The following is a 24,664-nucleotide window of genomic DNA, read 5'->3' as shown; positions in this document are numbered from 1 at the left end:
GGAACTTACCCGACAAGGAATCTGAACTGGCCTAATAATTCCGGACACCTCTTAAGGGCGATATGATTTCGCCAACTTGGAGGTTCCATGAACGAAAGAAAGGTCTATACCCGCGAGTTCAAGCTGCATGCTGCCAGCATGGTGCTTGATGATAACTGCCCGGTTCCAGACGTTTGTGCATCGCTGGATATCGGGCCCACCGCTTTACGGCGCTGGGTCGATCAGGTTCGCAAGGAGCGCGAGGGGCAGCCAGTTAAAGGCAAGGAACTGAAGGCCAAGATCAAGCGCATGGAAATGGAAGCCGAGATCTTAAAAAAGGCTACCGCTCTCTTGATGTCGGATCCCGATCGTTTTCGATGATTGCGGAACTAAGAGAGTCGTTCCCGACTGCCATTGTGTGTCGTGTTTTCGATGTGAAGCGCAGCAGCTTTTATGAGTGGCTTCAGCGGCGAGCCAAACCGCGGATCAGACGCGAGGAACTCAAGCTGAAAGTGGTTGAACTGCACAGCGAAAGCCGGGAAGCCATGGGTTCCAGAATGATCAGCAAGAACCTGAAGTCCCAAAACATCGCGATCGGAAGAGGCCTTGTCAGAACGCTAATGAGGGAGGCCAACATTGTCAGTAAACAACGCCAGCCTCAGGACAGCATGGTCTGCGGAACCTGGTTGGCCTGAGCCAGCACGGAAGAACCCGCCTGTTGCAGGATCTGCGCACGGGACATGTTCGACACTTCCGTCGCGTAGTCGGAGTCCTGAATACGGCTTCGGGCTGCAGACAGGTTATTCACGGTGTTATTCAGGTTAGTGATGGTGGACTCGAAACGGTTCTGAGACGCACCCAGCAGGCTGCGCTGAGTATCAACCGCTTTAATAGCATCATCAATAGTGGACAGAGCACCAGTAGTCGCGCCATTAGCGTCGGTTCCGGTTGCAGTCAGCACATCGAAACCGCTGACTTTCACTGTACGATCAGTACCAGAGACGCTTGCATTACCAGTGCCTGCGGTGGCAGTTGCTTTGTACAGGTTCCAGTCGGAGCTCGCATTCATGGTGATACCGATAGTTTCACCATCTTTGGAGCCAACCTGGAAGTTAAAGGTTTTCGCATCATCGTTGTCCAGTATTTTGGTGCCGTTAAAATCAGTTTGCTTGGTTACACGGTCGATTTCCGCCAGACGCTGGTTAACTTCAGCCTGGATGGAGTCGATGTCAGACGCGGAGTTGGAGCTGTTCTGCGCCTGCACGGTCAGGTCACGAACACGTTGCAGGTTGTTGTTGATTTCGCTCAGCGCGCCTTCAGCGGTCTGCGCCAGAGAGATACCGTCGTTCGCGTTACGGGCAGCAACGGTCAGGCCGTTGATGTTGGAAGTAAAGCGGTTAGCGATCGCCTGGCCGGCAGCATCATCTTTGGCACTGTTGATACGCAGACCGGAAGACAGACGCTCGCCACCGGATCGGTCAACCGATCCTTAAACGATCGGCATTAACCCGAAGGTGCCTGTAATAAGGGGCTGAAACGCTTAATCCAGCGTCGGATTCATATGACGCAGATCGTATGGTGTGATCTGGTAGACGTAGTAGTTAAGCCAGTTGATGAACAGCAAATTGCCGTGACTACGCCAGGAGGCGCGTGGTTTATGTTGCGGATCATCTTGCGGAAAATAATTGTGCGGCAATTCGGGTTGCAGACCCGCTTCCACGTCACGGAAATACTCGCTTGCCAGGGTGTGGGCATCATATTCCGGGTGGCCGGTGACAAAAGCGATACGCTTATCTTTGCTGGCAAACAGGTATGCGTCGCCGTCTGCGGTTTCCGCGAGGATCTCAAGATCGGTGTAATCACGGATCAGCGCCGACGGGAAATCAGCGTAGCGCGAGTGCGGCGCAAGAAATACATCGTCAAAACCCCGTGTTAACAGAGCATGTGGATGGAGGAGATGATGTTCGTATACGCCTGAGAGTTTTTCGCTGCGGGTCTGTTTGGGGATGCCATAGAGAATGTTTAATGCGGCTTGTACTGCCCAACAGACAAACAGTGTCGAGGTAACGTGATCTTTTGCCCATTCGAGAACCTGCTCGATCTGCGGCCAATAGGCGACATCATTAAACTCTATCAGGCCTAACGGCGCGCCGGTGACGATCAGACCATCAAAGTTCTCATCGCAGACTTCGTCGAAATTACAGTAAAAGGTGTTCAGGTGCTCGGCTGGCGTGTTGCGCGACTCGCGGGAATCGATACGCAACAGGCGAACATCAACTTGTAAGGGTGAGTTCGACAGCAGGCGCAGGAACTGGTTTTCCGTCTCGATTTTTTTCGGCATCAGGTTGAGGATAAGCACCTTAAGGGGACGAATTTCCTGCACTGTCGCGCGAGAAGTCGTCATTACAAAGACGTTTTCATCACGTAAGAAATTGACGGCTGGCAGCTCGTCCTGCACCCGAATCGGCATAACTTATATCCTTACTACATACGTTTAAACGTTTAGACATCCAGACCGCTGACAATACCCAGGAATGGCGAAAATGTCGAGCTTGCATGTGGAAGGTGAGAAAGTTTCACATCACGGTTTGCGCTGTGATGGGTTAGTGAGTGATGGTGGGGCTGCGTAACCATTCGGTTTTTATAAAGCTGAGCGTACAGAACGACCATGGCTACTTCCTTTAGCGGATAAACAGAAAAACAACAGCAAAAAAGCCCCATGCTTTCGCATGAGGCTTTTCTTTCTTGGAAGCATGGCATCAACCACTTCGTGTTCCAAAGGAACACTCGTCATCAGCTCTCGGCCTTAGAATCCCGGATTTACCTAAGATTCCAGCCTACCACCTTAAACTTGGACAACCAACGCCAAGCTGGCCTAGCCTTCTCCGTCCCTCCATCGCAATAACCAGAAGTACAGGAATATTAACCTGTTTTCCATCGACTACGCTTTTCAGCCTCGCCTTAGGGACCGACTAACCCTGCGTCGATTAACGTTGCGCAGGAAACCTTGGTCTTTCGGCGTGGGTGTTTTTCACACCCATTGTCGTTACTCATGTCAGCATTCGCACTTCTGATACCTCCAGCAAGCTTCTCAACTGCCCCGATTAACGTTGGACAGGAACCCTTGGTCTTCCGGCGAGCGGGCTTTTCACCCGCTTTATCGTTACTTATGTCAGCATTCGCACTTCTGATACCTCCAGCAAGCTTCTCAACTCACCTTCACAGGCTTACAGAACGCTCCTCTACCGCATCACTTACGTGATACCCGTAGCTTCGGTGTATGGTTTGAGCCCCGTTACATCTTCCGCGCAGGCCGACTCGACTAGTGAGCTATTACGCTTTCTTTAAAGGGTGGCTGCTTCTAAGCCAACCTCCTAGCTGTCTAAGCCTTCCCACATCGTTTCCCACTTAACCATAACTTTGGGACCTTAGCTGACGGTCTGGGTTGTTTCCCTTTTCACGACGGACGTTAGCACCCGCCGTGTGTCTCCCATGCTCGGCACTTGTAGGTATTCGGAGTTTGCATCGGTTTGGTAAGTCGGGATGACCCCCTAGCCGAAACAGTGCTCTACCCCCTACAGTGATACATGAGGCGCTACCTAAATAGCTTTCGAGGAGAACCAGCTATCTCCGAGCTTGATTAGCCTTTCACTCCGATCCACAGGTCATCCGCTAACTTTTCAACGGTAGTCGGTTCGGTCCTCCAGTCAGTGTTACCTAACCTTCAACCTGCCCATGGATAGATCGCCCGGTTTCGGGTCTATTCCCAGCGACTAGACGCCCTATTAAGACTCGCTTTCGCTACGCCTCCCCTATTCGGTTAAGCTCGCCACTGAAAATAAGTCGCTGACCCATTATACAAAAGGTACGCAGTCACCCAACAAAGTGGGCTCCCACTGCTTGTACGCATACGGTTTCAGGATCTATTTCACTCCCCTCTCCGGGGTTCTTTTCGCCTTTCCCTCACGGTACTAGTTCACTATCGGTCAGTCAGTAGTATTTAGCCTTGGAGGATGGTCCCCCCATATTCAGACAAAGTTTCTCGTGCTCCGTCCTACTCGATTTCATGACTAAGAGATTTTCGCGTACAGGGCTATCACCCACTATGGCCGCACTTTCCAGAGCGTTCCGCTAATCTCAAAGCCACTTAAGGGCTAGTCCCCGTTCGCTCGCCACTACTAAGGGAATCTCGGTTGATTTCTTTTCCTCAGGGTACTTAGATGTTTCAGTTCCCCTGGTTCGCCTCTTGCACCTATGTATTCAGTACAAGATAACCATCTTATGATGGCTGGGTTCCCCCATTCAGACATCTCCGGATCAAAGTCTGTTTGCCGACTCCCCGAAGCTTTTCGCAGGCTACCACGTCTTTCATCGCCTCTGACTGCCAAGGCATCCACCGTATGCGCTTCTTCACTTGACCATATAACCCCAAGCAATCTGGTTATACTGGTCAACGTGGCCGATAGTACCGACGTTGACGTGCGGTTTATTACGTTCATATTTTTCTTTAGACATCGATTGTCCCTCTAAGACACGGATAAATCGGTGATATCACCACATCAACCAGGCAACATGCCCGACTCGTTGAATGCTAAATAACAGAAGAAAAACCAGGAAGGAGAAGTGAAGTGGTGCTGATACCCAGAGTCGAACTGGGGACCTCACCCTTACCAAGGGTGCGCTCTACCAACTGAGCCATATCAGCACGTCTGGAGCGGGCAGCGGGAATCGAACCCGCATCATCAGCTTGGAAGGCTGAGGTAATAGCCATTATACGATGCCCGCATCCTGAAACTCGGCTACCCAGTGCTTCTGTATTGCCGGGAGAAGATTCTCTCCCTAAGAGCTGATTCACTACTGACACCAACTCAGGTTACGTTTTAGCGTAACCGAAAATGGTGGTGGGGGAAGGATTCGAACCTTCGAAGTCTGTGACGGCAGATTTACAGTCTGCTCCCTTTGGCCGCTCGGGAACCCCACCGGACTTGATGGTGCCGACTACCGGAATCGAACTGGTGACCTACTGATTACAAGTCAGTTGCTCTACCTACTGAGCTAAGTCGGCATCAAGTAGCGCGCATTCTAGGGAGACAGAGGGAGGGATGCAACAAAAAAATTGCACAAAACGTTCTATCGCTCACATTTTGCACGACAACCCGAAGAAATGCTGTAATTTCATGCAACACCGTGGAAAAAACCATCATTATTCATTTACTGAGCGCCATTTTCTTATACGGTTACGCATTGCCGATACTATTGCCAGCTCTGGCAGAAAGCATGACACTTGCAGCGGAAACCATTATCTGGACATGATTTTTAATATTATTCGCTGTCATCTGGTGTTAACCTCCTGCCCATTGATCACACTTATTTCAATAACGTCGAGCCATAGCATTATCTAAACATTGCACGCAAGAATAGTGAGCAATGGTCGTAATGGCAGGCAGATAAAAGCTTATGAGTAAAAAAGAGCAAACGTTAATGACGCCTTACTTACAGTTTAATCGCAGCCAGTGGGCTGCTCTTCGTGATTCTGTTCCGATGACCCTGACTGAGGGTGAAATCGCGAGATTAAAAGGCATTAATGAAGACCTTTCTTTGGAAGAAGTGGCTGAGATTTACCTTCCCCTTTCCCGTTTACTTAATTTCTACATTAGTTCCAACCTGCGCCGTCAGGCTGTACTGGAACAATTTCTCGGCACTAATGGGCAACGTATTCCCTATATCATCAGCATCGCTGGCAGCGTTGCGGTAGGCAAAAGCACCACCGCGCGCGTATTGCAGGCGTTGTTGAGCCGTTGGCCGGAACATCGCCGCGTTGAACTCATTACTACCGATGGCTTTTTACACCCGAACCAGGTGTTGAAGGATCGCGGGCTAATGAAGAAGAAAGGATTTCCTCAATCGTATGATATGCACCGTCTCGTGCAGTTCGTTTCGGATATTAAGTCCGGGGTAACAAATGTCACGGCTCCGGTTTATTCGCATCTGATCTACGATGTCATTCCCGATGGGGATAAGACAGTTGCCCAACCGGATATTCTCATTCTTGAAGGGCTGAATGTTCTCCAGAGCGGTATGGATTATCCCCATGATCCGCACCATGTTTTTGTTTCTGACTTTGTCGACTTCTCTATTTATGTCGATGCGCCCGAAGATTTGCTCCAGACCTGGTATATCAATCGCTTCCTGAAATTCCGTGAAGGGGCGTTTACCAACCCTGATTCCTATTTCCACAATTATGCGAAACTATCAAAAGAAGAAGCGGTAGAGATTGCTCAATCGTTGTGGAAAGAAATTAACGGATTAAATCTTAAAGAAAATATCCTACCAACGCGCGAACGTGCCAGCCTGATTATGACCAAAAGCGCCAATCATGCTGTTGAGCAAGTGCGTCTGCGTAAATAACGAACAAGGGGAGCATTCTCGCTCCCCTTGTTATTACTCTGCACTGCGTAACGATATTTCCCCACCCACCCAGGGTTTAATCACACCATTTTGCTCAAGCAGTAGCGCGCCTTGCGCATCAATCCCTCGGGAGATGCCGAATATTTCTTTCTCGCCAATAATCAGTTTCACAGGGCGGTTAATAAAGTTATCTAACGCTTCCCAGCGAGAGAGGAAGGGCATAAGACCATCCTGCTCAAAGTATTGTAAAGCCGTGCGTAGTTCAGTTATCAGACGTGCCGCCAGTAAGTTACGATCAATACGAACGCCCGCTTCCTGCAAATTAATCCAGCTCTGGTTTATGTCCTCAGCTTGTGCTTTGCGCATGACGAGGTTAACCCCTGCACCAATCACAATTTGCGCAGCATCGCCTGTTTTACCTGTTAATTCAACGAGGATCCCTGCAAGTTTTCGGTCTTGCAAATAGAGATCGTTTGGCCATTTAACCCGGACCTGGTCAGCGCCTAAGTCGCGTAGCACTTCAGCCATTACGATACCAATAACCAGACTCAATCCAATAGCTGCGGCCGGGCCTTGTTCGAGACGCCAGTACATAGAGATATAAAGGTTCGCGCCAAAAGGCGAAACCCATTTACGACCACGTCGGCCACGCCCGGCCTGCTGGTATTCAGCGACGCAGGCATCGCCAGACTGCAACTCGCTCAGGCGTTCCAGCAGATATTGGTTAGTTGAATCAATCACCGGCAAAACAGCGACGTTACCTTGTTTTATCTGGCTACTGATAAGGTTTTTATCCAGTAGCTGGATGGGTTCAGGAAGGCTGTAGCCTTTACCCGGCACGGTAAAAACGTCCACACCCCAATCACGGAGCGTCTGGACATGTTTATTGATAGCTGCGCGGCTCATGCCTAAATGCTCGCCGAGTTGCTCACCGGAATGGAATTCACCATCTGCCAGAATAGAGATGAGCGTCAACGGGACGGTATTATCTTTCATGCAATAGCCTCTACTGCGTTCACTTCGCCGGAACGGCCGATAAACCGCACCTCTGGCTCCAGCCAGACATTAAATTTCTCACCCACGCGTTGACGAACCACATGCGCGAGTTGCACCACATCTTCACTTGTAGCTTTTCCTGTATTGATCAGCACCAAAGCTTGCAAGTGGTGGACTGCCGCGTCACCTACCGATACACCTTTCAACTGGCATTGATCGATGAGCCAGCCGGCAGCTAGCTTCACAGAGCCGTCTGCCTGAGGATAGTGTGGGGCGCTCGGATAATCAGCCAGTAAAATGGTGGACTGCTCGGCAGTAACTACTGGATTTTTAAAGAAGCTGCCAGCATTACCGTTAATTTTAGGATCCGGCAATTTGCTGGTGCGCATGTGGCATACCGCCTCAAAAACTTGTTGCGGCGTGGCGGTGATTGGGTCAAGACGGGCCAGATCACCATAATTCAATACCGGCTGCCAGGCTTTAGGCAACCGTAGCCCCACAGCTGTGATGGCATAAACATCCTGATATTCATGTTTAAAAATGCTGTCGCGATAGCCAAAACGGCAGGCTTGAGCGGGCAAACGTTGCGGTTTGCCGCTACTGAGCTCTACGCAATCGACATAATTGCAGACGTGGCTTAGCTCTACACCATATGCGCCGATGTTCTGGATAGGTGAAGATCCTGCGCAGCCAGGTATCAATGCAAGATTCTCAAGGCCGGGCATACCGCGATCGAGCGTTAACTGCACGAGGTTATGCCAGTTTTCTCCTGCCCCTATGTGCAGGAGCCATGCATCAGCTTCTTCATGAACCTCAATGCCTTTGATGCGATTAACAATGACTGTCCCGGCAAAGTCTTCCAGAAAAAGTACATTGCTTCCTTCACCGAGGATTAGAACAGGCTGCTGTTTTTGTACTGCTGACTGCCAGGCTTCCAGCAGTTGCTGCGTATTTTCTGCACATACAATGCGGTTGGCATTACGATCGATACCAAAGGTATTCCAGGGCTTAAGGGAGAGATTCATTCACGCTATCCTGAGGCAAAAACACGGCTAGTTTACCGCATCAGAAAGATGAGCGCTTGTGGTGTTTCATTGAGATAAAACGCAAAAAGGCCATCCTTTCGGATGGCCTTTTCACTTATTTGATGCCTGGCAGTTCCCTACTCTCGCATGGGGAGACCCCACACTACCATCGGCGCTACGGCGTTTCACTTCTGAGTTCGGCATGGGGTCAGGTGGGACCACCGCGCTGTTGCCGCCAGGCAAATTCTTTTCTAAGTGCCGAACTTTAACCGTTATAACTGGTGCTGATACCCAGAGTCGAACTGGGGACCTCACCCTTAGTTAATAACCATTTTCATTGACGTTACCCGCAGAAGAAGCACCGGCTAACTCCGTGCCAGCAGCCGCGGTAATACGGAGGGTGCAAGCGTTAATCGGAATTACTGGGCGTAAAGCGCACGCAGGCGGTCTGTCAAGTCGGATGTGAAATCCCCGGGCTCAACCCGGGAACTGCATCCGAAACTGGCAGGCTTGAGTCTCGTAGAGGGGGGTAGAATTCCAGGTGTAGCGGTGAAATGCGTAGAGATCTGGAGGAATACCGGTGGCGAAGGCGGCCCCCTGGACGAAGACTGACGCTCAGGTGCGAAAGCGTGGGGAGCAAACAGGATTAGATACCCTGGTAGTCCACGCCGTAAACGATGTCGACTTGGAGGTTGTGCCCTTGAGGCGTGGCTTCCGGAGCTAACGCGTTAAGTCGACCGCCTGGGGAGTACGGCCGCAAGGTTAAAACTCAAATGAATTGACGGGGGCCCGCACAAGCGGTGGAGCATGTGGTTTAATTCGATGCCGATGTCGACTTGGAGGTTGTGCCCTTGAGGCGTGGCTTCCGGAGCTAACGCGTTAAGTCGACCGCCTGGGGAGTACGGCCGCAAGGTTAAAACTCAAATGAATTGACGGGGGCCCGCACAAGCGGTGGAGCATGTGGTTTAATTCGATGCAACGCGAAGAACCTTACCTGGTCTTGACATCCACAGAAGAATTCAGAGATGAATTTGTGCCTTCGGGAACTGTGAGACAGGTGCTGCATGGCTGTCGTCAGCTCGTGTTGTGAAATGTTGGGTTAAGTCCCGCAACGAGCGCAACCCTTATCCTTTGTTGCCAGCGGTTAGGCCGGGAACTCAAAGGAGACTGCCAGTGATAAACTGGAGGAAGGTGGGGATGACGTCAAGTCATCATGGCCCTTACGACCAGGGCTACACACGTGCTACAATGGCGCATACAAAGAGAAGCGACCTCGCGAGAGCAAGCGGACCTCATAAAGTGCGTCGTAGTCCGGACTGGAGTCTGCAACTCGACTCCACGAAGTCGGAATCGCTAGTAATCGTGGATCAGAATGCCACGGTGAATACGTTCCCGGGCCTTGTACACACCGCCCGTCACACCATGGGAGTGGGTTGCAAAAGAAGTAGGTAGCTTAACCTCCGGGAGGGCGCTTACCACTTTGTGATTCATGACTGGGGTGAAGTCGTAACAAGGTAACCGTAGGGGAACCTGCGGTTGGATCACCTCCTTACCTTAAAGAACCATCTCCTGTAGTGTCCACACAGATTGTCTGATGAAAAACGAGCAGTGAAAATCTCTGCAGGCTTGTAGCTCAGGTGGTTAGAGCGCACCCCTGATAAGGGTGAGGTCGGTGGTTCAAGTCCACTCAGGCCTACCAAATTCGCTCCCGTGCTTTGTTGTGTTGAAGCTCACATACTTCAGTATGCTTCGCTTCACCACGCCGCGCCCGGAAACGAATTCAACAGTGTCCACACAGATTGTCTGATGAAAAGTAAAAAGCAAGGCGTCTTGCGAGAGAGACATCAGTGTCCCCTTCGTCTAGAGGCCCAGGACACCGCCCTTTCACGGCGGTAACAGGGGTTCGAATCCCCTAGGGGACGCCACGCGTTAACTGATGAGGTTAAAACCTCCCAGGGGACGCCACTTGCTGGTTTGTGAGTGAAAGTCACCTGCCGATGTATCTCAAACCTGATTCCGCTGTGTGAACAGTGAGTCATGTCTGAGATATTTGCTCTTTAAAAATCCGGATCAAGCTGAAAATTGAAACACAGAACAACGCAAGTTGTTCGTGAGTCTCTCAAATTTTCACAACTGATGATGTTTCACGAAACATCTTCGGGTTGTGAGGTTAAGCGACCAAGCTTACACGGTGGATGCCCTGGCAGTCCGAGGCGATGAAGGACGTGCTAATCGGCGAAAAGCGCCGGTAAGGTGATATGAACCGTTATAACCGGCGATGTCCGAATGGGGAAACCCAGTGTGACTCGTCACACTATCACAGCATGAATACATAGTGCTGTGAGGCGAACCGGGGGAACTGAAACATCTAAGTACCCCGAGGAAAAGAAATCAACCGAGATTCCCCCAGTAGCGGCGAGCGAACGGGGAGCAGCCCAGAGCCTGAATCAGTGTGTGTGTCAGTGGAAGCGTCCGGAAAGGCGCGCGATACAGGGTGACAGCCCCGTACACGAAGACACACAGACTGTGAGCTCGATGAGTAGGGCGGGACACGTGGTATCCTGTCTGAATATGGGGGGACCATCCTCCAAGGCTAAATACTCCTGACTGACCGATAGTGAACCAGTACCGTGAGGGAAAGGCGAAAAGAACCCCGGCGAGGGGAGTGAAACAGAACCTGAAACCGTGTACGTACAAGCAGTGGGAGCCTCTTAATGGGGTGACTGCGTACCTTTTGTATAATGGGTCAGCGACTTATATTCTGTAGCAAGGTTAACCGTATAGGGGAGCCGAAGGGAAACCGAGTCTTAACTGGGCGACAAGTTGCAGGGTATAGACCCGAAACCCGGTGATCTAGCCATGGGCAGGTTGAAGGTTGGGTAACACTAACTGGAGGACCGAACCGACTAATGTTGAAAAATTAGCGGATGACCTGTGGCTGGGGGTGAAAGGCCAATCAAACCGGGAGATAGCTGGTTCTCCCCGAAAGCTATTTAGGTAGCGCCTCGTGAATTCATCTCCGGGGGTAGAGCACTGTTTCGGCTAGGGGGCCATCCCGGCTTACCAACCCGATGCAAACTGCGAATACCGGAGAATGTTATCACGGGAGACACACGGCGGGTGCTAACGTCCGTCGTGAAGAGGGAAACAACCCAGACCGCCAGCTAAGGTCCCGAAGTCATGGTTAAGTGGGAAACGATGTGGGAAGGCCCAGACAGCCAGGATGTTGGCTTAGAAGCAGCCATCATTTAAAGAAAGCGTAATAGCTCACTGGTCGAGTCGGCCTGCGCGGAAGATGTAACGGGGCTAAACCATGCACCGAAGCTGCGGCAGTGACACGAATGTGTTGCTGGGTAGGGGAGCGTTCTGTAAGCCGCTGAAGGTGTGTCGTGAGGCATGCTGGAGGTATCAGAAGTGCGAATGCTGACATAAGTAACGATAAAGCGGGTGAAAAGCCCGCTCGCCGGAAGACCAAGGGTTCCTGTCCAACGTTAATCGGGGCAGGGTGAGTCGACCCCTAAGGCGAGGCCGAAAGGCGTAGTCGATGGGAAACAGGTTAATATTCCTGTACTTGGTGTTACTGCGAAGGGGGGACGGAGAAGGCTATGTCATCCGGGCGACGGTTGTCCCGGTTTAAGCGTGCAGGTGGGTGGTCCAGGTAAATCCGGAACACCGTAACACTGAGGCGTGATGACGAGGCACCACGGTGCTGAAGTGACAAATGCCCTGCTTCCAGGAAAAGCCTCTAAGCATCAGGTAACACGAAATCGTACCCCAAACCGACACAGGTGGTCAGGTAGAGAATACCAAGGCGCTTGAGAGAACTCGGGTGAAGGAACTAGGCACAATGGTGCCGTAACTTCGGGAGAAGGCACGCTGGTGCGTAGGTGAAGCGACTTGCTCGCGGAGCTGAATCCAGTCGAAGATAACAGCTGGCTGCAACTGTTTATTAAAAACACAGCCCTGTGCAAACACGAAAGTGGACGTAGACGGTGTGACGCCTGCCCGGTGCCGGAAGGTTAATTGATGGGGTCAGCGCAAGCGAAGCTCCTGATCGAAGCCCCGGTAAACGGCGGCCTTTACTATATCGGTCCTAAGGTAGCGTAATTCCTTGTCGGGTCAGTTCCGACCTGCACGAATGGCGTAATGATGGCCAGGCTGTCTCCACCCGAGACTCAGTGAAATTGAACTCGCTGTGAAGATGCAGTGTACCCGCGGCAAGACGGAAAGACCCCGTGAACCTTTACTACAGCTTGACACTGAACACTGGTCCTTGATGTGCAGGATAGGTGGGAGGCTTTGAAGCGCGGACGCCAGTCTGCGTGGAGCCGCCCTTGAAATACCACCCTTTAATGGCTGGTGTTCTAACGTGGGCCCGTAATCCGGGTTGCGGACAGTGTCTGGTGGGTAGTTTGACTGGGGCGGTCTCCTCCTAAAGCGTAACGGAGGAGCACGAAGGTCAGCTAATCCTGGTCGGACATCAGGAGGTTAGTGCAATGGCATAAGCTGGCTTGACTGCGAGCGTGACGGCGCGAGCAGGTGCGAAAGCAGGTCATAGTGATCCGGTGGTTCTGAATGGAAGGGCCATCGCTCAACGGATAAAAGGTACTCCGGGGTTCGAGGAGAACCGCTACGCCAGCGGGGCGGACAGTGAGACCGTGCACCGCACGGACTTCACGGTGATACCGGCGTCAGTGGTGTACCGCCCGGCGGCGGTGACGGCATGGCCGAAAACATACGGCCCGCAGACGGCCAGAGTGGTGGGTCCGGAAGGGCAGAGTATCTGGACGGATAAATACGGGCGGGTGAAGGTGAAGTTCCACTGGGACCGTCTGGCGAAGGGCGATGACACCAGTTCCTGCTGGGTGCGTGTGTCGAGCGCGTGGGCAGGCCAGGGCTTCGGCGGGGTAAAGGTGAAGTTCCACTGGGACCGTCTGGCGAAGGGCGATGACACCAGTTCCTGCTGGGTGCGTGTGTCGAGCGCGTGGGCAGGCCAGGGCTTCGGCGGGGTACAGATACCGCGCGTGGGTGATGAGGTGGTGATTGACTTCATCAACGGCGACCCGGACCGGCCCATCATCACCGGGCGGGTCTACAACGAGGCGAGTATGCCGCCGTGGGCATTGCCGGATGATGCCACCCGCATGGGCTTTATGACCCGCAGTAAAGATGGCAACAAAGACAACGCCAGTTACCTGTTCTTTGAAGACAGGCTGGGCAGCGAGTCGGTGGATTTGCATTCTGAGCGTGATATGAATGTTTCGGTTGAAGGGATTCACAATGAAGTCGTACATAAGGCGACAATTTATCACCATAAAACCACACGCTCAGTGACTGTAGATGATCTCGATATGCAAACATTCAAACAAGGACAGATATTAGCGGTTACGGCGAAAGGTCGTGAAGAGAGGATAGTTGATAACGAGAAAAAATCCGTAACGGGATTTTCGGATAACACTTATACCAGCAACCTGGTGATAAAAACTGATGACAGTGTCAGTACACTGGCTGCACATAAAATTATGTACGAAGCTCCTGAAGTTGTGTTCGGACAACTGATTGATGCGCAAGGTAATGCAAGCAAAGTAGAGCCTATCCCTTTTGATATAAAACAGACTAAGGGGCAGGTGATTTCAGCGGAAGGTTCTCATCCAACAGCCGCTGATTATTTAGCATCGGCGTCAAGTTCATCTATAGGTGTAGCGACTAAGGTGACTTATAAAAAAGGGGTGATTACAGATATTCAGGGGGTGAATATGCGAACTGTCCACCAAAATCAAATTACTGATGTTAAAGGAAATGTTGCCATAAGTATTAAGGGAAACTTGAATGAAACAGTACTCGGCGATGTCAGTATTTATTCTCCCGGTACTATCTCGATAAAAAGTGATACCAATGTGGATATTGATGCTCCTTTCTGGGTGAGCAATGCTAAAGGAGTGTCTACATCCTTTACTGGTTTGTCCCTTGCTTTTACAGGCGTGTCTGGTGGTTTGACTGGCATGTCAATCGCGCATAATGTTGTGGATAGTTCAACCAAAAATATTGATTTAAGCGATGCTGATGTTAGAGCCAGACTCAAAAATAAAGTTGATATATCAAAATCAAACCTTAGAACATTTTTCAATAACTTATTTATAGTAGGGTGACCATTTTGTTTAATTCCCCATTTATTACGATCGCTTTTATCGTACTTGCGTGTGTTGGTGTATTTGTTTTTTGTTATCAGACAGGGGTAAATTATGAAAAATTTAAAAAGGAAGGGATCAGAACGGAAGCAATAATAGTAAGCAAAGAAAAAATTGGCGCTTCAGGAACAGGGAATACAAAATTCCGTATGGTTGTTAAGTTTGAAACTAAAGATGGAATAGTGACTACTACGACTAAAAGATTTTTTACACCTGAAGATCTAATAAAAATCATGAGAAATAATACGGTTTTTCTTTATTATCTTCCTAATGATCCGCAACAAATCCTGCTTATGCCCAGTGAGATGGAATAAATCAGAGTTAGTTTTTCACAATGCAAGCTTCCTTCTTTGTCCTTCGGGGAAGTATTTTATAAATATAGTTTAAGGTTATTATTTTGTTGGAAGATTAGGAGGGGGATAATATCAGGGCAGATAATAACGGCTGGGGCAAGGTGAAGTTCCACTGGGAGCTGCTGGCGAAGGACGATGGCACCAGTTACTGCCGTGTTAACAATATTCCCATGAAGACGAGAGATAAATTCATGCTTGAGCTAATTATTGCCCTTCTGATTTTTTTCCTTTTTATTGCTTATGCTTTTTATGTAACAAAAAAAAGAGATAAATTGCTGCAAGAAGGGCGTCCTGTAATTGCAACAATTATTAATATAAGACCAATAAGTACAGATGAATCTGGAAATACGACTGTTGTTTACGTATTAGATATAGATGGTCGTCTTTTGAAGGGTAGTGAAAAGATTGATACTTTTTACGCACCTCAACTTCAGCCCGGAAAAAAATAAAGATAATATACGAAGATGATAAAAATTATATGGTTGTTTTTGATAAGTGATTTTAATAGAACGACCTTTTTCCTTCGGGCATAGATGTCGTTCGATTATAATAAAGTCAAAGTAATAATTTGAAGTCAGAGAAAAGTCCGTGGGAAAGTGAGGGCTTATCATTACAACGCGGACGCAAACGTACCGGTCATTTATGTGCGCACCGATCCCACATAATAGAGACACAATTTTCTGAATGCACTGAAATAAATCTTTCCTGTCAGGGCTACAACACCAACACAGCCTTTGATCTTCCAAAGGATGTTTTAGCTACCGGTTCTTTGAGGATAGTCCCGGCAGCTAAGCCGTTGAACTGCACTCTGTAAAAGACATGAAAGTGTCAGTCGAGAATGACAAGACGGTGAATGCCGATGGCAACTGCACAACCACGATCTCTGAAAGAAAAAAAGAGATAATGTCACCGGCGATGGTACTTTCTACTTTCGCTTTACTCTGCGTGCTTTAAATTAATAGGCGACGTAATGACTACGAATAACTATATATTTGTTGCAGTCCTTATTATTCTCATGTTTGGATTTCATAATTTTATTAAATATCGACTTAAAAAGTACCGGAAACTCGAAAAAATATTTTTGGTGGATGGTATCGATGTGAACGCTACAATTATTTCCATGAGACAGGTAGGGGTGTTTTTTAATAACAACCCAGTTGTTGAAATGACGTTAAAAATTGAAGATAAAAGCAAAAAGAAGTCATGGTTAATCGAGAAACATAATGAAATCATTATGCTGATTACGCTTGATGCATGGCAGGTGGGTCATATATATCAAGCTAAAACAGATGAAAAAAAACAAAAAATATCTTTTGTTAGGGATGATAACGATCGGCCTTTGTTAACTAGTCAGAAATAATCTTCCGGACGCACTGAAATAAAGCCTTTCCCGTCAGGGCTAAAACATCAACACAACCCTTAATCTTCCTAAGGATGTTATATGAAGATTATCAAACCGCTGCGGCTGAGCGTGTTAAACCGCCCATTTCGCTTGCAGGGGCAAAACCATCTGGGTGTTTCCGTAATGGCGCTTGCCGATATGAGCGCCTCGCCACAACTGCGGCCCGAAGTCGAACTGTGGCAACTGGCCGCCAGTGAACTGCAAACCAGCGGTGGCGTGCTGGATATGGCCATCCCCAAAGCGCGTGCAGAATTCCTCGCGACCGGCTACGCCTACACGCAGCATCATCAGGACAAAACCACCTGCGCGGTGCGCATCGAAGTCGAAAACCTGACTAAAACCCTGGCAGTCACCGGCGATCGCTATTGGGCGGGTTCCCGGCCAACGGCACCGCAGCCGTTTGAGCAAATGCGCCTCGACTGGAGCCGGGCGTTTGGCGGTGAAGGGTATGAAGAGAACCCGCACGGGATCGGGGCGGTGGTGGAAAGCCACAACGGCACGCAGTTTCGCCGCCTGCCCAATATCGAAGCGTTGCAACAGCGCGTGGTATCCCCGCGTATGAAGCCGGAGCCCGCCAGCTTTGGCCCACTGGATTTATTCTGGCCGCGCCGGTTCCGTCGGATGGGCAAAAACTATGACGCCCGCTGGTTGCAAAACGATTTTCCCGGCTTCGCACCCGATATTGACTGGCGCGTGTTTAACGCCGCCAGCCCCGACCAATGGTGGGAAGAACGGGATGCATTGCCACCGCAGGCCGCCTGGCGCATCTGGAATATGCACCCGCAAAAAGCTGTGCAGGAAGGAACGTTGCCGCCGTGGCAGGCGCGTTGTTTTATCCAGCGCCAGCGTGGTGATGAGATCCTGTTTGAAGAGATTGTCCTGCGCGCCACCACCGTGTGGTTTTTCCCGCACCTTGAGCAGATGGTGCTCATCTGGCAGGGCAACCAGCGTATCAATGAAGATGATGCCGCCGACGTGCTGCACCTGATGCCCGCGCTGGAAAAGAGCGGCGCATCGCGCTCCGTTAATCACTACCGCAAAGTGCTCCAGCAGCGTCTCGACAAAGAGAAGGGCGCACTGTTTGCTTTTCGCGAAAAAGATCTGGTGCCGGAAGACGTTATCGGTTCGTGGATCGATAACGAGGTGCAGGAAAATTACAGCCCGATGCGTGAAAACCAGAACACCCGCGCACTGCAACTGCGTGAGCAGCACCGCGCGATGCTGGAAGCGCAGGGCAGTGATGTCAGTGAATTACTGAAAGAGAGTGACGAGACCGCGCTGCCGAAACTGGACGACCTGCCTGAGTTCATTGAAGAGATGGAACGTAAAGCAGCACAGATGCAGCAGCAGGCCGAGGCGCGCAAAGCGGAAATGGACGCGCGCTACCCGGACGCCGCAAGCGATGAAAACCGCCCGCGCGGGCCGGAATCGATGCATCGTATGCAGGATCTGCTTGAACGCAACGCCTCGCAGATGAGCGAGAAAAAACTGGCGCAAAGCCGGGAAGCACTGCATCAGATGTACCTGATGTCTGCCGCGCAGCAACCGCCCGCCATCAAACTCACCGGTGATATCGCGCTGATTATCCGCCAACGCGCCGAACGCACCATGGCGCAGGGCGGCGATTTTAGCGGCCTCGATCTCACCGGCGCGGATTTCTCCGGCATGGATCTGCGCGGCGCAAACTTCCACAACGCCTTGCTGGAGTGTGCCAACCTCAGCGGTTGCCAGCTTGATGGCGCGAACTTCACCCAGGCCATGCTGGCGCGCGCCGATTTACACAATGCTTCGCTGCGCGATTGCCGCCTGGATAATGCCAGCCTGGCACTGGCGCAAGGCAAGCAGACAGATTTTCACGGCGCGCAATTGACGGAAACGGAAATGACCGGCGCGATGTTCGATGCCTGCGATTTCAGCCATGCCCGCATCAGCAACCTGCTGCTGCGTGAGACGGGGTTCAGCCAGTGCGTGTTTCAACACACGACGCTGGATAACTGCGTCTTTATGGAGCTGACGCTGCCGCAACCGGATTTCAGCCATGCGGTGATGACGAAAACCAGCTTTATCCAATGCGAACTACTCAGCGCCACCTTTGCCCATGCGCAGCTGGATGGCTGCTCGTGGGTAGAAAGCGAGCTTGAAAATGCGGTGTTTGCCAGCGCGACGCTTATCACCTGCGCCGTGGCGTCGGGCGGCACGCTTGCTGGCGCGGATTTCAGCGGCGCACAGCTTAAACAGAGCAATTTGCGCCAGGCGGTATTGACCGGTTCTCGCTTTACGCGAGCGAAGCTCGATAACAGCGATCTCAGCGAAGCGCAGTGCGTAAACGCCGACTTCAGCGGGGCCACACTGACTGGCAGCCTGTTTATCCGCACCGATTTTCGCCACGTGCGTTTTAATGAGGCCAACCTGATGGGCGCAATGTTGCAAAAAAGCCGCCTCGAAGGCGCGGATCTCAGCTATGCGAACCTGTTTCGTGCCGATTTGTCGCAATCGATCACCAGTGAGGCGACACAATTTCAGGGCGCTTATACCAAACGGGTGAAAACCCTGCCGAAGCGTGATGGAGAGGTGATATGAGCGCGTTAACCGCGGCAGAGCTGCAACAGAAAGTCAAATGCGGCGAAGCCATTATGGAACTCAACCTGGACGGTATCGATCTGCAAGGATGCGATCTTTCCGGCGGCATCTTCCAGGAAGTCTCGTTGCAAGGGGCAAATCTTCAGGGCGCAAACCTGAAGGAGAGTGTTTTTACTGAATGCGTATTCAGCCGCGCGGATCTGGGCGGCACGCAACTGGACGAGACGGTGTTTAACCAGTGCGACATGTCGGGCATAAACGCCAGCGGTGCGACATTAAATCGCTGTGTGTTTAATGACTGCATCCTGGCGAACAGCGATTTTTCCCGTTCAAACAGCGACTCCAGCCAGTTTATGCGCTGCTCGTTGACGGACAGCCTTTTTACCGGCTCGGCGCTTGAACGTTCAACCTTCTATGAAAGCCCGCTTGATGGCGCAAAACTGGATAACTGCCGCAACCTGATGACCACCTGGTTTGGTATCGATCTGCGTAATACCGATATGCAGGGTAGCCAGTTTGAGCGGGCGGTTTTTTTTAACTGCGATCAGCGCGGGAAAAGTTATGCGCAGCAGCAGTTTACCGGCTGCCAGTTCACCGATAACCAACTTGATGGCGTGGATTTTACCGGTGCGCAGCTTACCCAGTGCAATTTTAAAGGCGCGTCGCTAAAGCAAGCGCAGTTGCGCAATGTTAACGCTACGCAGGCGCTGTTTATGCAAGCCGACCTGAGCGGCGCGAATGCGCAAAGTAGCGCGTTTGATCAGGCGATTTTTGTCGGGGCGACACTCCATCAGGCGAGCTTCAAACAAAGCCGCTTTTTCCAGAGCATCCTGCAACAGGTCACAGCGCAGCAGGCGGAATTCACCCTCTGCGATTTGACCTATGCTGATTTTTCCGCCGCCGATGTGCGTGAAGCCGATTTTCGCGGCGCAGCGTTTTCGCGCACGCGCTTTCACCGCGCCCGGCAGGACAATACACGCTTTGCCGATCGCAAAGGCATTCTCGAATACGACGAAGAGTTACTGGCGGCGGAAGCCTGGAGCGCCGAACGCCACAGCCGAATCTACGGAGACCCAGTATGAACAACATCAACCACCAGTTGATTAAGGCCGCGATCCCAGGCGGGCAATTCTCAGCACACGTGACCCACTGTTTTGATGACGGCAGCCTGATGGTCGAGAGCGAAGGGCGCGGCTGGCACTGTCGGCGGGCAGTAAGCTGCGTGATTGCGCCGCAACCGGGCGATACCGTATTAATCAGCACCGTTGATAATCAGATGTGGCTGCTCGCCGTGCTCGAGCGCCTCAACCCGAATGCCGCTGAACTGAGCGTACCGGGCGATTTGCATATCACAAGCCAGGGCGCGTTAAGCCTGAGCAGTGAAGCGCTGAATATCAATGCCGCGAAAGGGGATTGCCATATTAACGACATGAATTACAGCGGCGAGAAAATTTCCGCCTGGGTCTCGCTGTCGCGCATTGTGGGTAAGCGCGCGGAATCGGTCTGGCAGACGGTCACGCAAATCAGCCAGCAGCTTTTTCGTACCACGCGCCAGATCGAACACGTTCGCGCCGGTCAGCTTGATATGAAAGCGGAAGATTACCTGCGCCTGCATGCGCACAATACGGTGATCACCTCGAAGGCAATCACCAAAGTTGATTCTGAACAGATTCATATGGGTTAAGGAGACGATATGTTTGCCAACTGCCAGTTAATGGGCGTCGATCTTGCGTTCCCGGATGTCTGCCTGACACCCATGCCTGCGCCAACGCCGATCCCTTACCCGGATATCGCGCTGGGGCAGACCGCTATTCCCAATGCGCTCAACATCCTGTTTATGGGCATGCCCGCGCACAATATGGCGACGGTAACGCCGCTGACCAACGGCGATAACCCCGGGGTGGCAACCGGTGTCGCCTCCGGCACCGTAATGGGGCCGTCGCGTCACCTGACCGGCGCGTTCACCGTCCTGCTCAAAGGCACGCCAGCCACGCGCTTAACCAGCGTCAGTCTGCAAAACTCCACCAATGCCATTGGCATGCGCATTGTCCCGAGCCAGTTCAAGGTGCTGATGCTGGCGCCATAAAAGCACTACCGCACAGCAATTTTCCACCCAAAAAACGAACGCACAGATGATTAAGTGCGCTTTCAGGTGATCGATTTTTTTTACGGACTCATGGTTATGGTAAACAGAATATCGGTAACGCTGCCGGTAGACGGCCTGCTTTTCTGGAAACTCTCCGGGCGTGAGGCGCTGTCGGAGGCGTTCACGCTGTCGCTGACGGTGCTCGGCACGGACGCGCGCACTGACCGCAGCAGACTGCTGGGCCAGCCGGTGACATGTGTTCATGACCTCCACGTTTATACCTGTGGGTGGGCTGTTAAAGGATCCTATGCGGATCCTTTTTTTGGATTGCATCATCAGGACCCAATAGCATAAGTTTTCATTCCATTGGCCCTCAAACTCCTACTGTGGGATCCTGAAGTTCTTCATACGTCCTCGTTGTGATCTGTCAGTGGCTGGCTACGTTAAGTCAGCCCGATTTGGGCCGCCGGATAACTGTCTTCAGGTATGAGGTACCTTCCCGGTCCAGGTATTCCGGAACATACCAGGCTCTGCCTCAGGGCCATCTTTCCACCGAATCCTTCAGTTCATTCACAATCCATTCCCTGCCATGTTGTTGTTCCAGGCGGGTTCTGATTTCCGCCTGAGGCAACCCGATAAGACGGGAAACCTCATCAATTCTCAGTTCCCGGTAAGCTCCCCGATGGGTGCTGAGCACCTCTATCCGCAGCCGAAGCAACAGGTTTAAAAAACCATCATTCTCCTTGCAGATCCTCCTCAAACAGCGACAAACAATTTTGGGGGAGTCAATTTCTCGCCAGGCATACATATATCTGAGCAGTCTGTCGAACCGGAATAATTCATTCTGGATTTGTCGCGTCCTGAGGCGACGTGACATGAACTTACACAGGGATGCCACCTCGGTGTTTGAAAGAACGCGCTTCTCTGCAGAGACAGCCTGATTTCCGGCCATACCGTTCTGCCAGAGCAGATCGCGCAGATAGTCGGCAGCCCAGTGCCAGGCGCTTCCCTGTAAAAAAAGTTGTTTTAGCAGGCGCATTCCCTTTGGCCTGTTCAGCTCCAGCAACCGCCGGAGCAGATCATTTACCACCTCTTCTGTGCCCAGCGTTTGCCATGAAAACCACTGATCCCGTTCATAATAGATACTCATTACCCCATCGGCGTAACTGAAAAAAAACCGCAGCAATCCCGCACATTCCTCAAAGTTACGTTCTTTGATCACAGGGGCACTTAACTGGCTGAGAATGTGTTCATACCATGTCCGCGAGGTGATCCCCTTGCTGTTGATTTGCCTGATCAGCTCACCTGCAAGGGCTGTGTCCTGACCAGGAGTGCGGGCAAGGTCAAACAGAGTGGCAAAATATTCAGGTGGCAGAACGTTTTGTGGCGCAGAAAAGGCGAAGTAGTAGCGCCAGTAGGCAGTACTGCCGAGCCGACGCCCGGCGGTCATTATGGCCTTATCGTTGTCTCTGATGTTGCAGAACAGTTTCAGCGTTTCTGCGTTATGTCCCTCGATGCCCGGAAGGAGCTCACGCAGTCTGTACATCAGAAGGTCTGGTGCAGGGCGTATCTGAGAAAGAGCAGTGATTAAGCCCGTTTTGAGATGCTCCTGCTCATTCGTACTGATACTACCGTCACCGGATGCCACAATCGCCAGTTCAGTCAGGTACTGTTCTGTCCAGTCGTACAGCGCGCTGCATGTGATCCGGATAAGCTGAAGAAAGCATAAGTCCGGCAGATATACATAATCCCTTACTCCGGAATAGCGGAAAGCCAGTGCGTTCAGGGCCAGCTGCACTTCGCGGGGCGTTCTGAGCGCATGACCAAAGGTATCTGTAACTGTATTGAGATCGTCCAGTATTCCGCTGTCAGGCTGGCAGTTGTTCACCGATTCGTACAGTGCCACTACAGCGTCAAAGAATTGCTGCCGGAGGCCGAACGATTCCGGACGGGGAATACTGAAAGGGATTTGTATTATTTTCTGAAGATAGGCATTACCGTCTTCCACACCAAGCCCGGTTTTGATCGCCTGAGCCAGCACTGCCTTGTCGTAACAAAGGATATAACGAAAGCGCGGAAAATCTGCGACTGATTTGACCAGACGAATAATTTCGACGGCCTGGGCTGGTTCGAGACGATCCAGGTCATCCAGTAACACAATAAAACTGAGATCGAGAGCCGCAATCTTCCCGGCTATTTCCAGGCGTAGTTCAGCCGTGGTTTTCCGGCTGCCCTTGAGCTTCGCCTCAGAGAAGGCTTTAAGAGCTTTACCCGCATTGGGTATACCCGGAATAAGTCCTGCAAATTCCGCCACGGGTGCCAGGTGTCGGGCGGTGGCCTGTGAATAATACAGGACGGATTTCGCGGTCTCGGTCAGTTCTTTTTTCCTGTGCAAGGATATGCGTTTCCCCTTCGGGAACAGTTTTTCCTCTTCGTCTGCAATGATACGCGCCACAGGTAACAGCAGGGATTCCACCGGGCTGGTATCATCACCATCAAGCCAGGGGGAAATGTTCAGAACATGGGTGCGCGCATTTTTTTCCTTATCGAGCTCTGAACGCAGCAAATTCAGCAGGCTGGTTTTTCCGGATCCCCATGCCCCTTCAATACCAATGACGGCGCTTCCTTCCCGCCCAATGGTATTAATGGAATGTGCCAGTTGTCCCGCGATATGAAGAAATCCGTACCGGTCCTCATCCGGATGCGCCACCGACTTATCAAGTACCCTGTCTCCCGGTCCAGAATATCTTATGGGGTGGTCGGTCATGTTCTGGATATCTCCTTAAAGGCAACGCAGCCCGGTCAGGTCTTCTGCCTGCGGGCCGGACACAACTGGCTCACCAGTATCTATGGATGTTGCAGCGGTAAAAAGCGACAGCCGTAGCACGGATGTCAGGGATGATTATTAACTTAAACAGGTCAGCGCAGTATTTACCGCGACGGTTAACGCGGGCATCGCACCGGCCACTGTCACCACATTGGCCACATCGCTCAGCAGATCCGATATTTTGTCACCAAACTGACTGCCTGTGCCCTTTTTAATCTCATTACGGTACTCCGGATGCAGAACGGCAAGACCCAGGGTTGACTGAACAGCGTCCATCACCGGCTCAACGCCGGAAATACTGTACGATTCCAGCGCTTCCTGGATCTGTGAAAGTTGTTTCAGTAACATAGTTTTCATCGTGGCAGGAAGTTCAGCATTTCGAATGTCACCGCGCAGAACAGTAATTCTCTCCAGCAGGGACTCAATCTCTTCAGCCTCAATACCAGCATGTGCACCGCGGTTTTCAAACAGATCTGTCAACATACTGAGTTCTGACATCGTGCGATCATCAATATGATGCCAGAACGTCTGCCAGTGACTGTTGAGGGTCTGTGAAATAAATGCTTTATCAACACAGGCCTTCCAGTGCATGGATTTCCCCCTGAGCGTGGAAAAATGATCCTCCCTGACCTGCAAGATTCGTCCTGGTAACTCCATGACCCGGGCCAGACGGGAAAGAAGATGCTGTTCATTATTTTCCTGTGCATCCAGGAGCGAGACCCACACAGCGCGACAGCTTTGGGTTTGCGAATACTTTTTACCTGCTTCCAGAAGATCCAGCAGCCGCTGCGCCGGATTATCAATTTTCAGTTCACTCATC

General features: G+C 51.4%; 16 protein-coding genes, 6 tRNA genes, 1 rRNA gene, 2 pseudogenes and 2 other annotated features (1 of these 27 running past the window's edge). Of the genes and pseudogenes, 14 read left to right on the top strand and 11 right to left on the bottom strand.

The window, feature by feature from the left end:
- Positions 1-4,399, bottom strand: a sequence feature (most likely nonfunctional fraction of RNA operon); it reaches 2,373 nt to the left of the window's first position.
- Entirely contained in the window at positions 88-360 is a 273-nt protein-coding gene (locus tag Q5705_20945) for a transposase (GenBank protein WLI76986.1), read from the top strand. It overlaps the preceding feature by 273 nt.
- On the opposite strand, the pseudogene Q5705_20940 reads toward Q5705_20945, so the two are convergent.
- The 7 genes and pseudogenes from Q5705_20940 to Q5705_20910 form a co-directional block, all read right to left on the bottom strand.
- A pseudogene (locus Q5705_20940) lies at positions 638-1,444 on the bottom strand (flagellin).
- Positions 1,520-2,449: a homoserine O-succinyltransferase gene (metA, locus tag Q5705_20935; protein ID WLI76985.1), complete on the bottom strand. Its 930-nt coding sequence runs from the start codon at positions 2,447-2,449 to the stop codon at positions 1,520-1,522.
- Positions 4,400-4,428: 29 nt before the next feature.
- Positions 4,429-4,494: pseudogene (locus tag Q5705_20930) on the bottom strand (elongation factor Tu).
- A gap of 114 nt (positions 4,495-4,608) precedes the next feature.
- A tRNA-Thr gene (locus Q5705_20925) sits at positions 4,609-4,684 on the bottom strand.
- Between the two features lie 5 nt (positions 4,685-4,689).
- Positions 4,690-4,764 (bottom strand) — tRNA-Gly (locus Q5705_20920).
- 111 nt (positions 4,765-4,875) lie between these two features.
- A tRNA-Tyr gene (locus Q5705_20915) sits at positions 4,876-4,960 on the bottom strand.
- Positions 4,961-4,968: 8 nt separating this feature from the next.
- Positions 4,969-5,044: transfer RNA gene (locus Q5705_20910), tRNA-Thr, on the bottom strand.
- A gap of 392 nt (positions 5,045-5,436) precedes the next feature.
- Here Q5705_20910 and coaA point away from each other — a divergent pair.
- Positions 5,437-6,387, top strand: a complete 951-nt coding sequence (gene coaA / locus Q5705_20905) for a type I pantothenate kinase (protein ID WLI76984.1) — start codon at positions 5,437-5,439, stop codon at positions 6,385-6,387.
- Positions 6,388-6,420: 33 nt separating this feature from the next.
- Here coaA and birA read toward each other — a convergent pair whose 3' ends face one another.
- Positions 6,421-7,383, bottom strand: coding sequence for a bifunctional biotin--[acetyl-CoA-carboxylase] ligase/biotin operon repressor BirA (birA, locus tag Q5705_20900; protein WLI76983.1), 963 nt, complete (start codon positions 7,381-7,383; stop codon positions 6,421-6,423).
- Positions 7,380-8,408: a UDP-N-acetylmuramate dehydrogenase gene (gene murB / locus Q5705_20895; protein ID WLI76982.1), complete on the bottom strand. Its 1,029-nt coding sequence runs from the start codon at positions 8,406-8,408 to the stop codon at positions 7,380-7,382. Before murB ends, birA begins: the two co-directional genes overlap by 4 nt.
- A 124-nt stretch (positions 8,409-8,532) precedes the next feature.
- Positions 8,533-9,960: a sequence feature (most likely nonfunctional fraction of RNA operon), on the top strand.
- Between the two features lie 70 nt (positions 9,961-10,030).
- On the opposite strand from murB, the gene Q5705_20890 reads away from it, so the two are divergent.
- From Q5705_20890 to Q5705_20835, 12 genes are all read left to right on the top strand, one after another.
- Positions 10,031-10,107 (top strand) — tRNA-Ile (locus Q5705_20890).
- A 150-nt stretch (positions 10,108-10,257) separates the two neighbouring features.
- A tRNA-Glu gene (locus tag Q5705_20885) sits at positions 10,258-10,333 on the top strand.
- A gap of 243 nt (positions 10,334-10,576) precedes the next feature.
- Positions 10,577-13,089, top strand: a 23S ribosomal RNA gene (locus Q5705_20880).
- Between the two features lie 16 nt (positions 13,090-13,105).
- Positions 13,106-14,557 carry a type VI secretion system tip protein TssI/VgrG gene (gene tssI, locus Q5705_20875; GenBank protein WLI76981.1) on the top strand — a complete coding sequence of 484 codons (1,452 nt, stop codon included), beginning with the start codon at positions 13,106-13,108 and terminating at the stop codon, positions 14,555-14,557.
- Between the two features lie 5 nt (positions 14,558-14,562).
- On the top strand, positions 14,563-14,910 hold the full coding sequence (locus Q5705_20870) for a DUF3592 domain-containing protein (protein WLI76980.1): 348 nt from the start codon (positions 14,563-14,565) through the stop codon (positions 14,908-14,910).
- A gap of 140 nt (positions 14,911-15,050) precedes the next feature.
- Positions 15,051-15,398: a hypothetical protein gene (locus tag Q5705_20865; GenBank protein WLI76979.1), complete on the top strand. Its 348-nt coding sequence runs from the start codon at positions 15,051-15,053 to the stop codon at positions 15,396-15,398.
- Positions 15,399-15,919: 521 nt separating this feature from the next.
- Positions 15,920-16,309: a hypothetical protein gene (locus Q5705_20860; protein WLI76978.1), complete on the top strand. Its 390-nt coding sequence runs from the start codon at positions 15,920-15,922 to the stop codon at positions 16,307-16,309.
- Positions 16,310-16,390: 81 nt separating this feature from the next.
- Positions 16,391-18,931 (top strand): DUF2169 domain-containing protein, encoded by a 2,541-nt coding sequence (locus tag Q5705_20855; protein WLI76977.1) that lies wholly within the window; start codon positions 16,391-16,393, stop codon positions 18,929-18,931.
- Positions 18,928-20,013, top strand: coding sequence for a pentapeptide repeat-containing protein (locus tag Q5705_20850; GenBank protein ID WLI76976.1), 1,086 nt, complete (start codon positions 18,928-18,930; stop codon positions 20,011-20,013). Before Q5705_20855 ends, Q5705_20850 begins: the two co-directional genes overlap by 4 nt.
- A complete protein-coding gene (locus Q5705_20845; protein WLI76975.1) occupies positions 20,010-20,615 on the top strand; it encodes a DUF3540 domain-containing protein in 606 nt (201 codons plus the stop codon). Before Q5705_20850 ends, Q5705_20845 begins: the two co-directional genes overlap by 4 nt.
- Before the next feature lie 9 nt (positions 20,616-20,624).
- Positions 20,625-21,017 (top strand): DUF4150 domain-containing protein, encoded by a 393-nt coding sequence (locus tag Q5705_20840; protein ID WLI76974.1) that lies wholly within the window; start codon positions 20,625-20,627, stop codon positions 21,015-21,017.
- A 54-nt stretch (positions 21,018-21,071) separates the two neighbouring features.
- Complete coding sequence (locus tag Q5705_20835) at positions 21,072-21,371, top strand: hypothetical protein (protein ID WLI79090.1); 300 nt, start codon at positions 21,072-21,074, stop codon at positions 21,369-21,371.
- A gap of 181 nt (positions 21,372-21,552) precedes the next feature.
- On the opposite strand, the gene Q5705_20830 is transcribed toward Q5705_20835, so the two are convergent.
- On the bottom strand, positions 21,553-23,784 hold the full coding sequence (locus Q5705_20830; protein ID WLI76973.1) for a P-loop NTPase fold protein: 2,232 nt from the start codon (positions 23,782-23,784) through the stop codon (positions 21,553-21,555).
- 138 nt (positions 23,785-23,922) lie between these two features.
- A complete protein-coding gene (locus Q5705_20825; GenBank protein ID WLI76972.1) occupies positions 23,923-24,663 on the bottom strand; it encodes a hypothetical protein in 741 nt (246 codons plus the stop codon).
- Between the last annotated feature and the right edge of the window lies 1 nt (position 24,664).

This window comes from Kosakonia sp. H02 (assembly GCA_030704225.1).
In the GTDB taxonomy this organism is placed as follows: domain Bacteria; phylum Pseudomonadota; class Gammaproteobacteria; order Enterobacterales; family Enterobacteriaceae; genus Kosakonia.
This window is presented reverse-complemented; position numbering and strand designations above follow the sequence as displayed.

Bases quoted from the DNA above. Each gene is read 5' to 3' on its own strand.
- Q5705_20945 (WLI76986.1), top strand. From the start codon at position 88: ATGAACGAAAGAAAGGTCTATACCCGCGAGTTCAAGCTGCATGCTGCC.
- metA (WLI76985.1), bottom strand. From the start codon at position 2,449: ATGCCGATTCGGGTGCAGGACGAGCTGCCAGCCGTCAATTTCTTACGT.
- coaA (WLI76984.1), top strand. From the start codon at position 5,437: ATGAGTAAAAAAGAGCAAACGTTAATGACGCCTTACTTACAGTTTAAT.
- birA (WLI76983.1), bottom strand. From the start codon at position 7,383: ATGAAAGATAATACCGTCCCGTTGACGCTCATCTCTATTCTGGCAGAT.
- murB (WLI76982.1), bottom strand. From the start codon at position 8,408: ATGAATCTCTCCCTTAAGCCCTGGAATACCTTTGGTATCGATCGTAAT.
- Q5705_20860 (WLI76978.1), top strand. From the start codon at position 15,920: ATGACTACGAATAACTATATATTTGTTGCAGTCCTTATTATTCTCATG.
- Q5705_20855 (WLI76977.1), top strand. From the start codon at position 16,391: ATGAAGATTATCAAACCGCTGCGGCTGAGCGTGTTAAACCGCCCATTT.
- Q5705_20850 (WLI76976.1), top strand. From the start codon at position 18,928: ATGAGCGCGTTAACCGCGGCAGAGCTGCAACAGAAAGTCAAATGCGGC.
- Q5705_20845 (WLI76975.1), top strand. From the start codon at position 20,010: ATGAACAACATCAACCACCAGTTGATTAAGGCCGCGATCCCAGGCGGG.
- Q5705_20840 (WLI76974.1), top strand. From the start codon at position 20,625: ATGTTTGCCAACTGCCAGTTAATGGGCGTCGATCTTGCGTTCCCGGAT.
- Q5705_20830 (WLI76973.1), bottom strand. From the start codon at position 23,784: ATGACCGACCACCCCATAAGATATTCTGGACCGGGAGACAGGGTACTT.
- Q5705_20825 (WLI76972.1), bottom strand. From the start codon at position 24,663: ATGAGTGAACTGAAAATTGATAATCCGGCGCAGCGGCTGCTGGATCTT.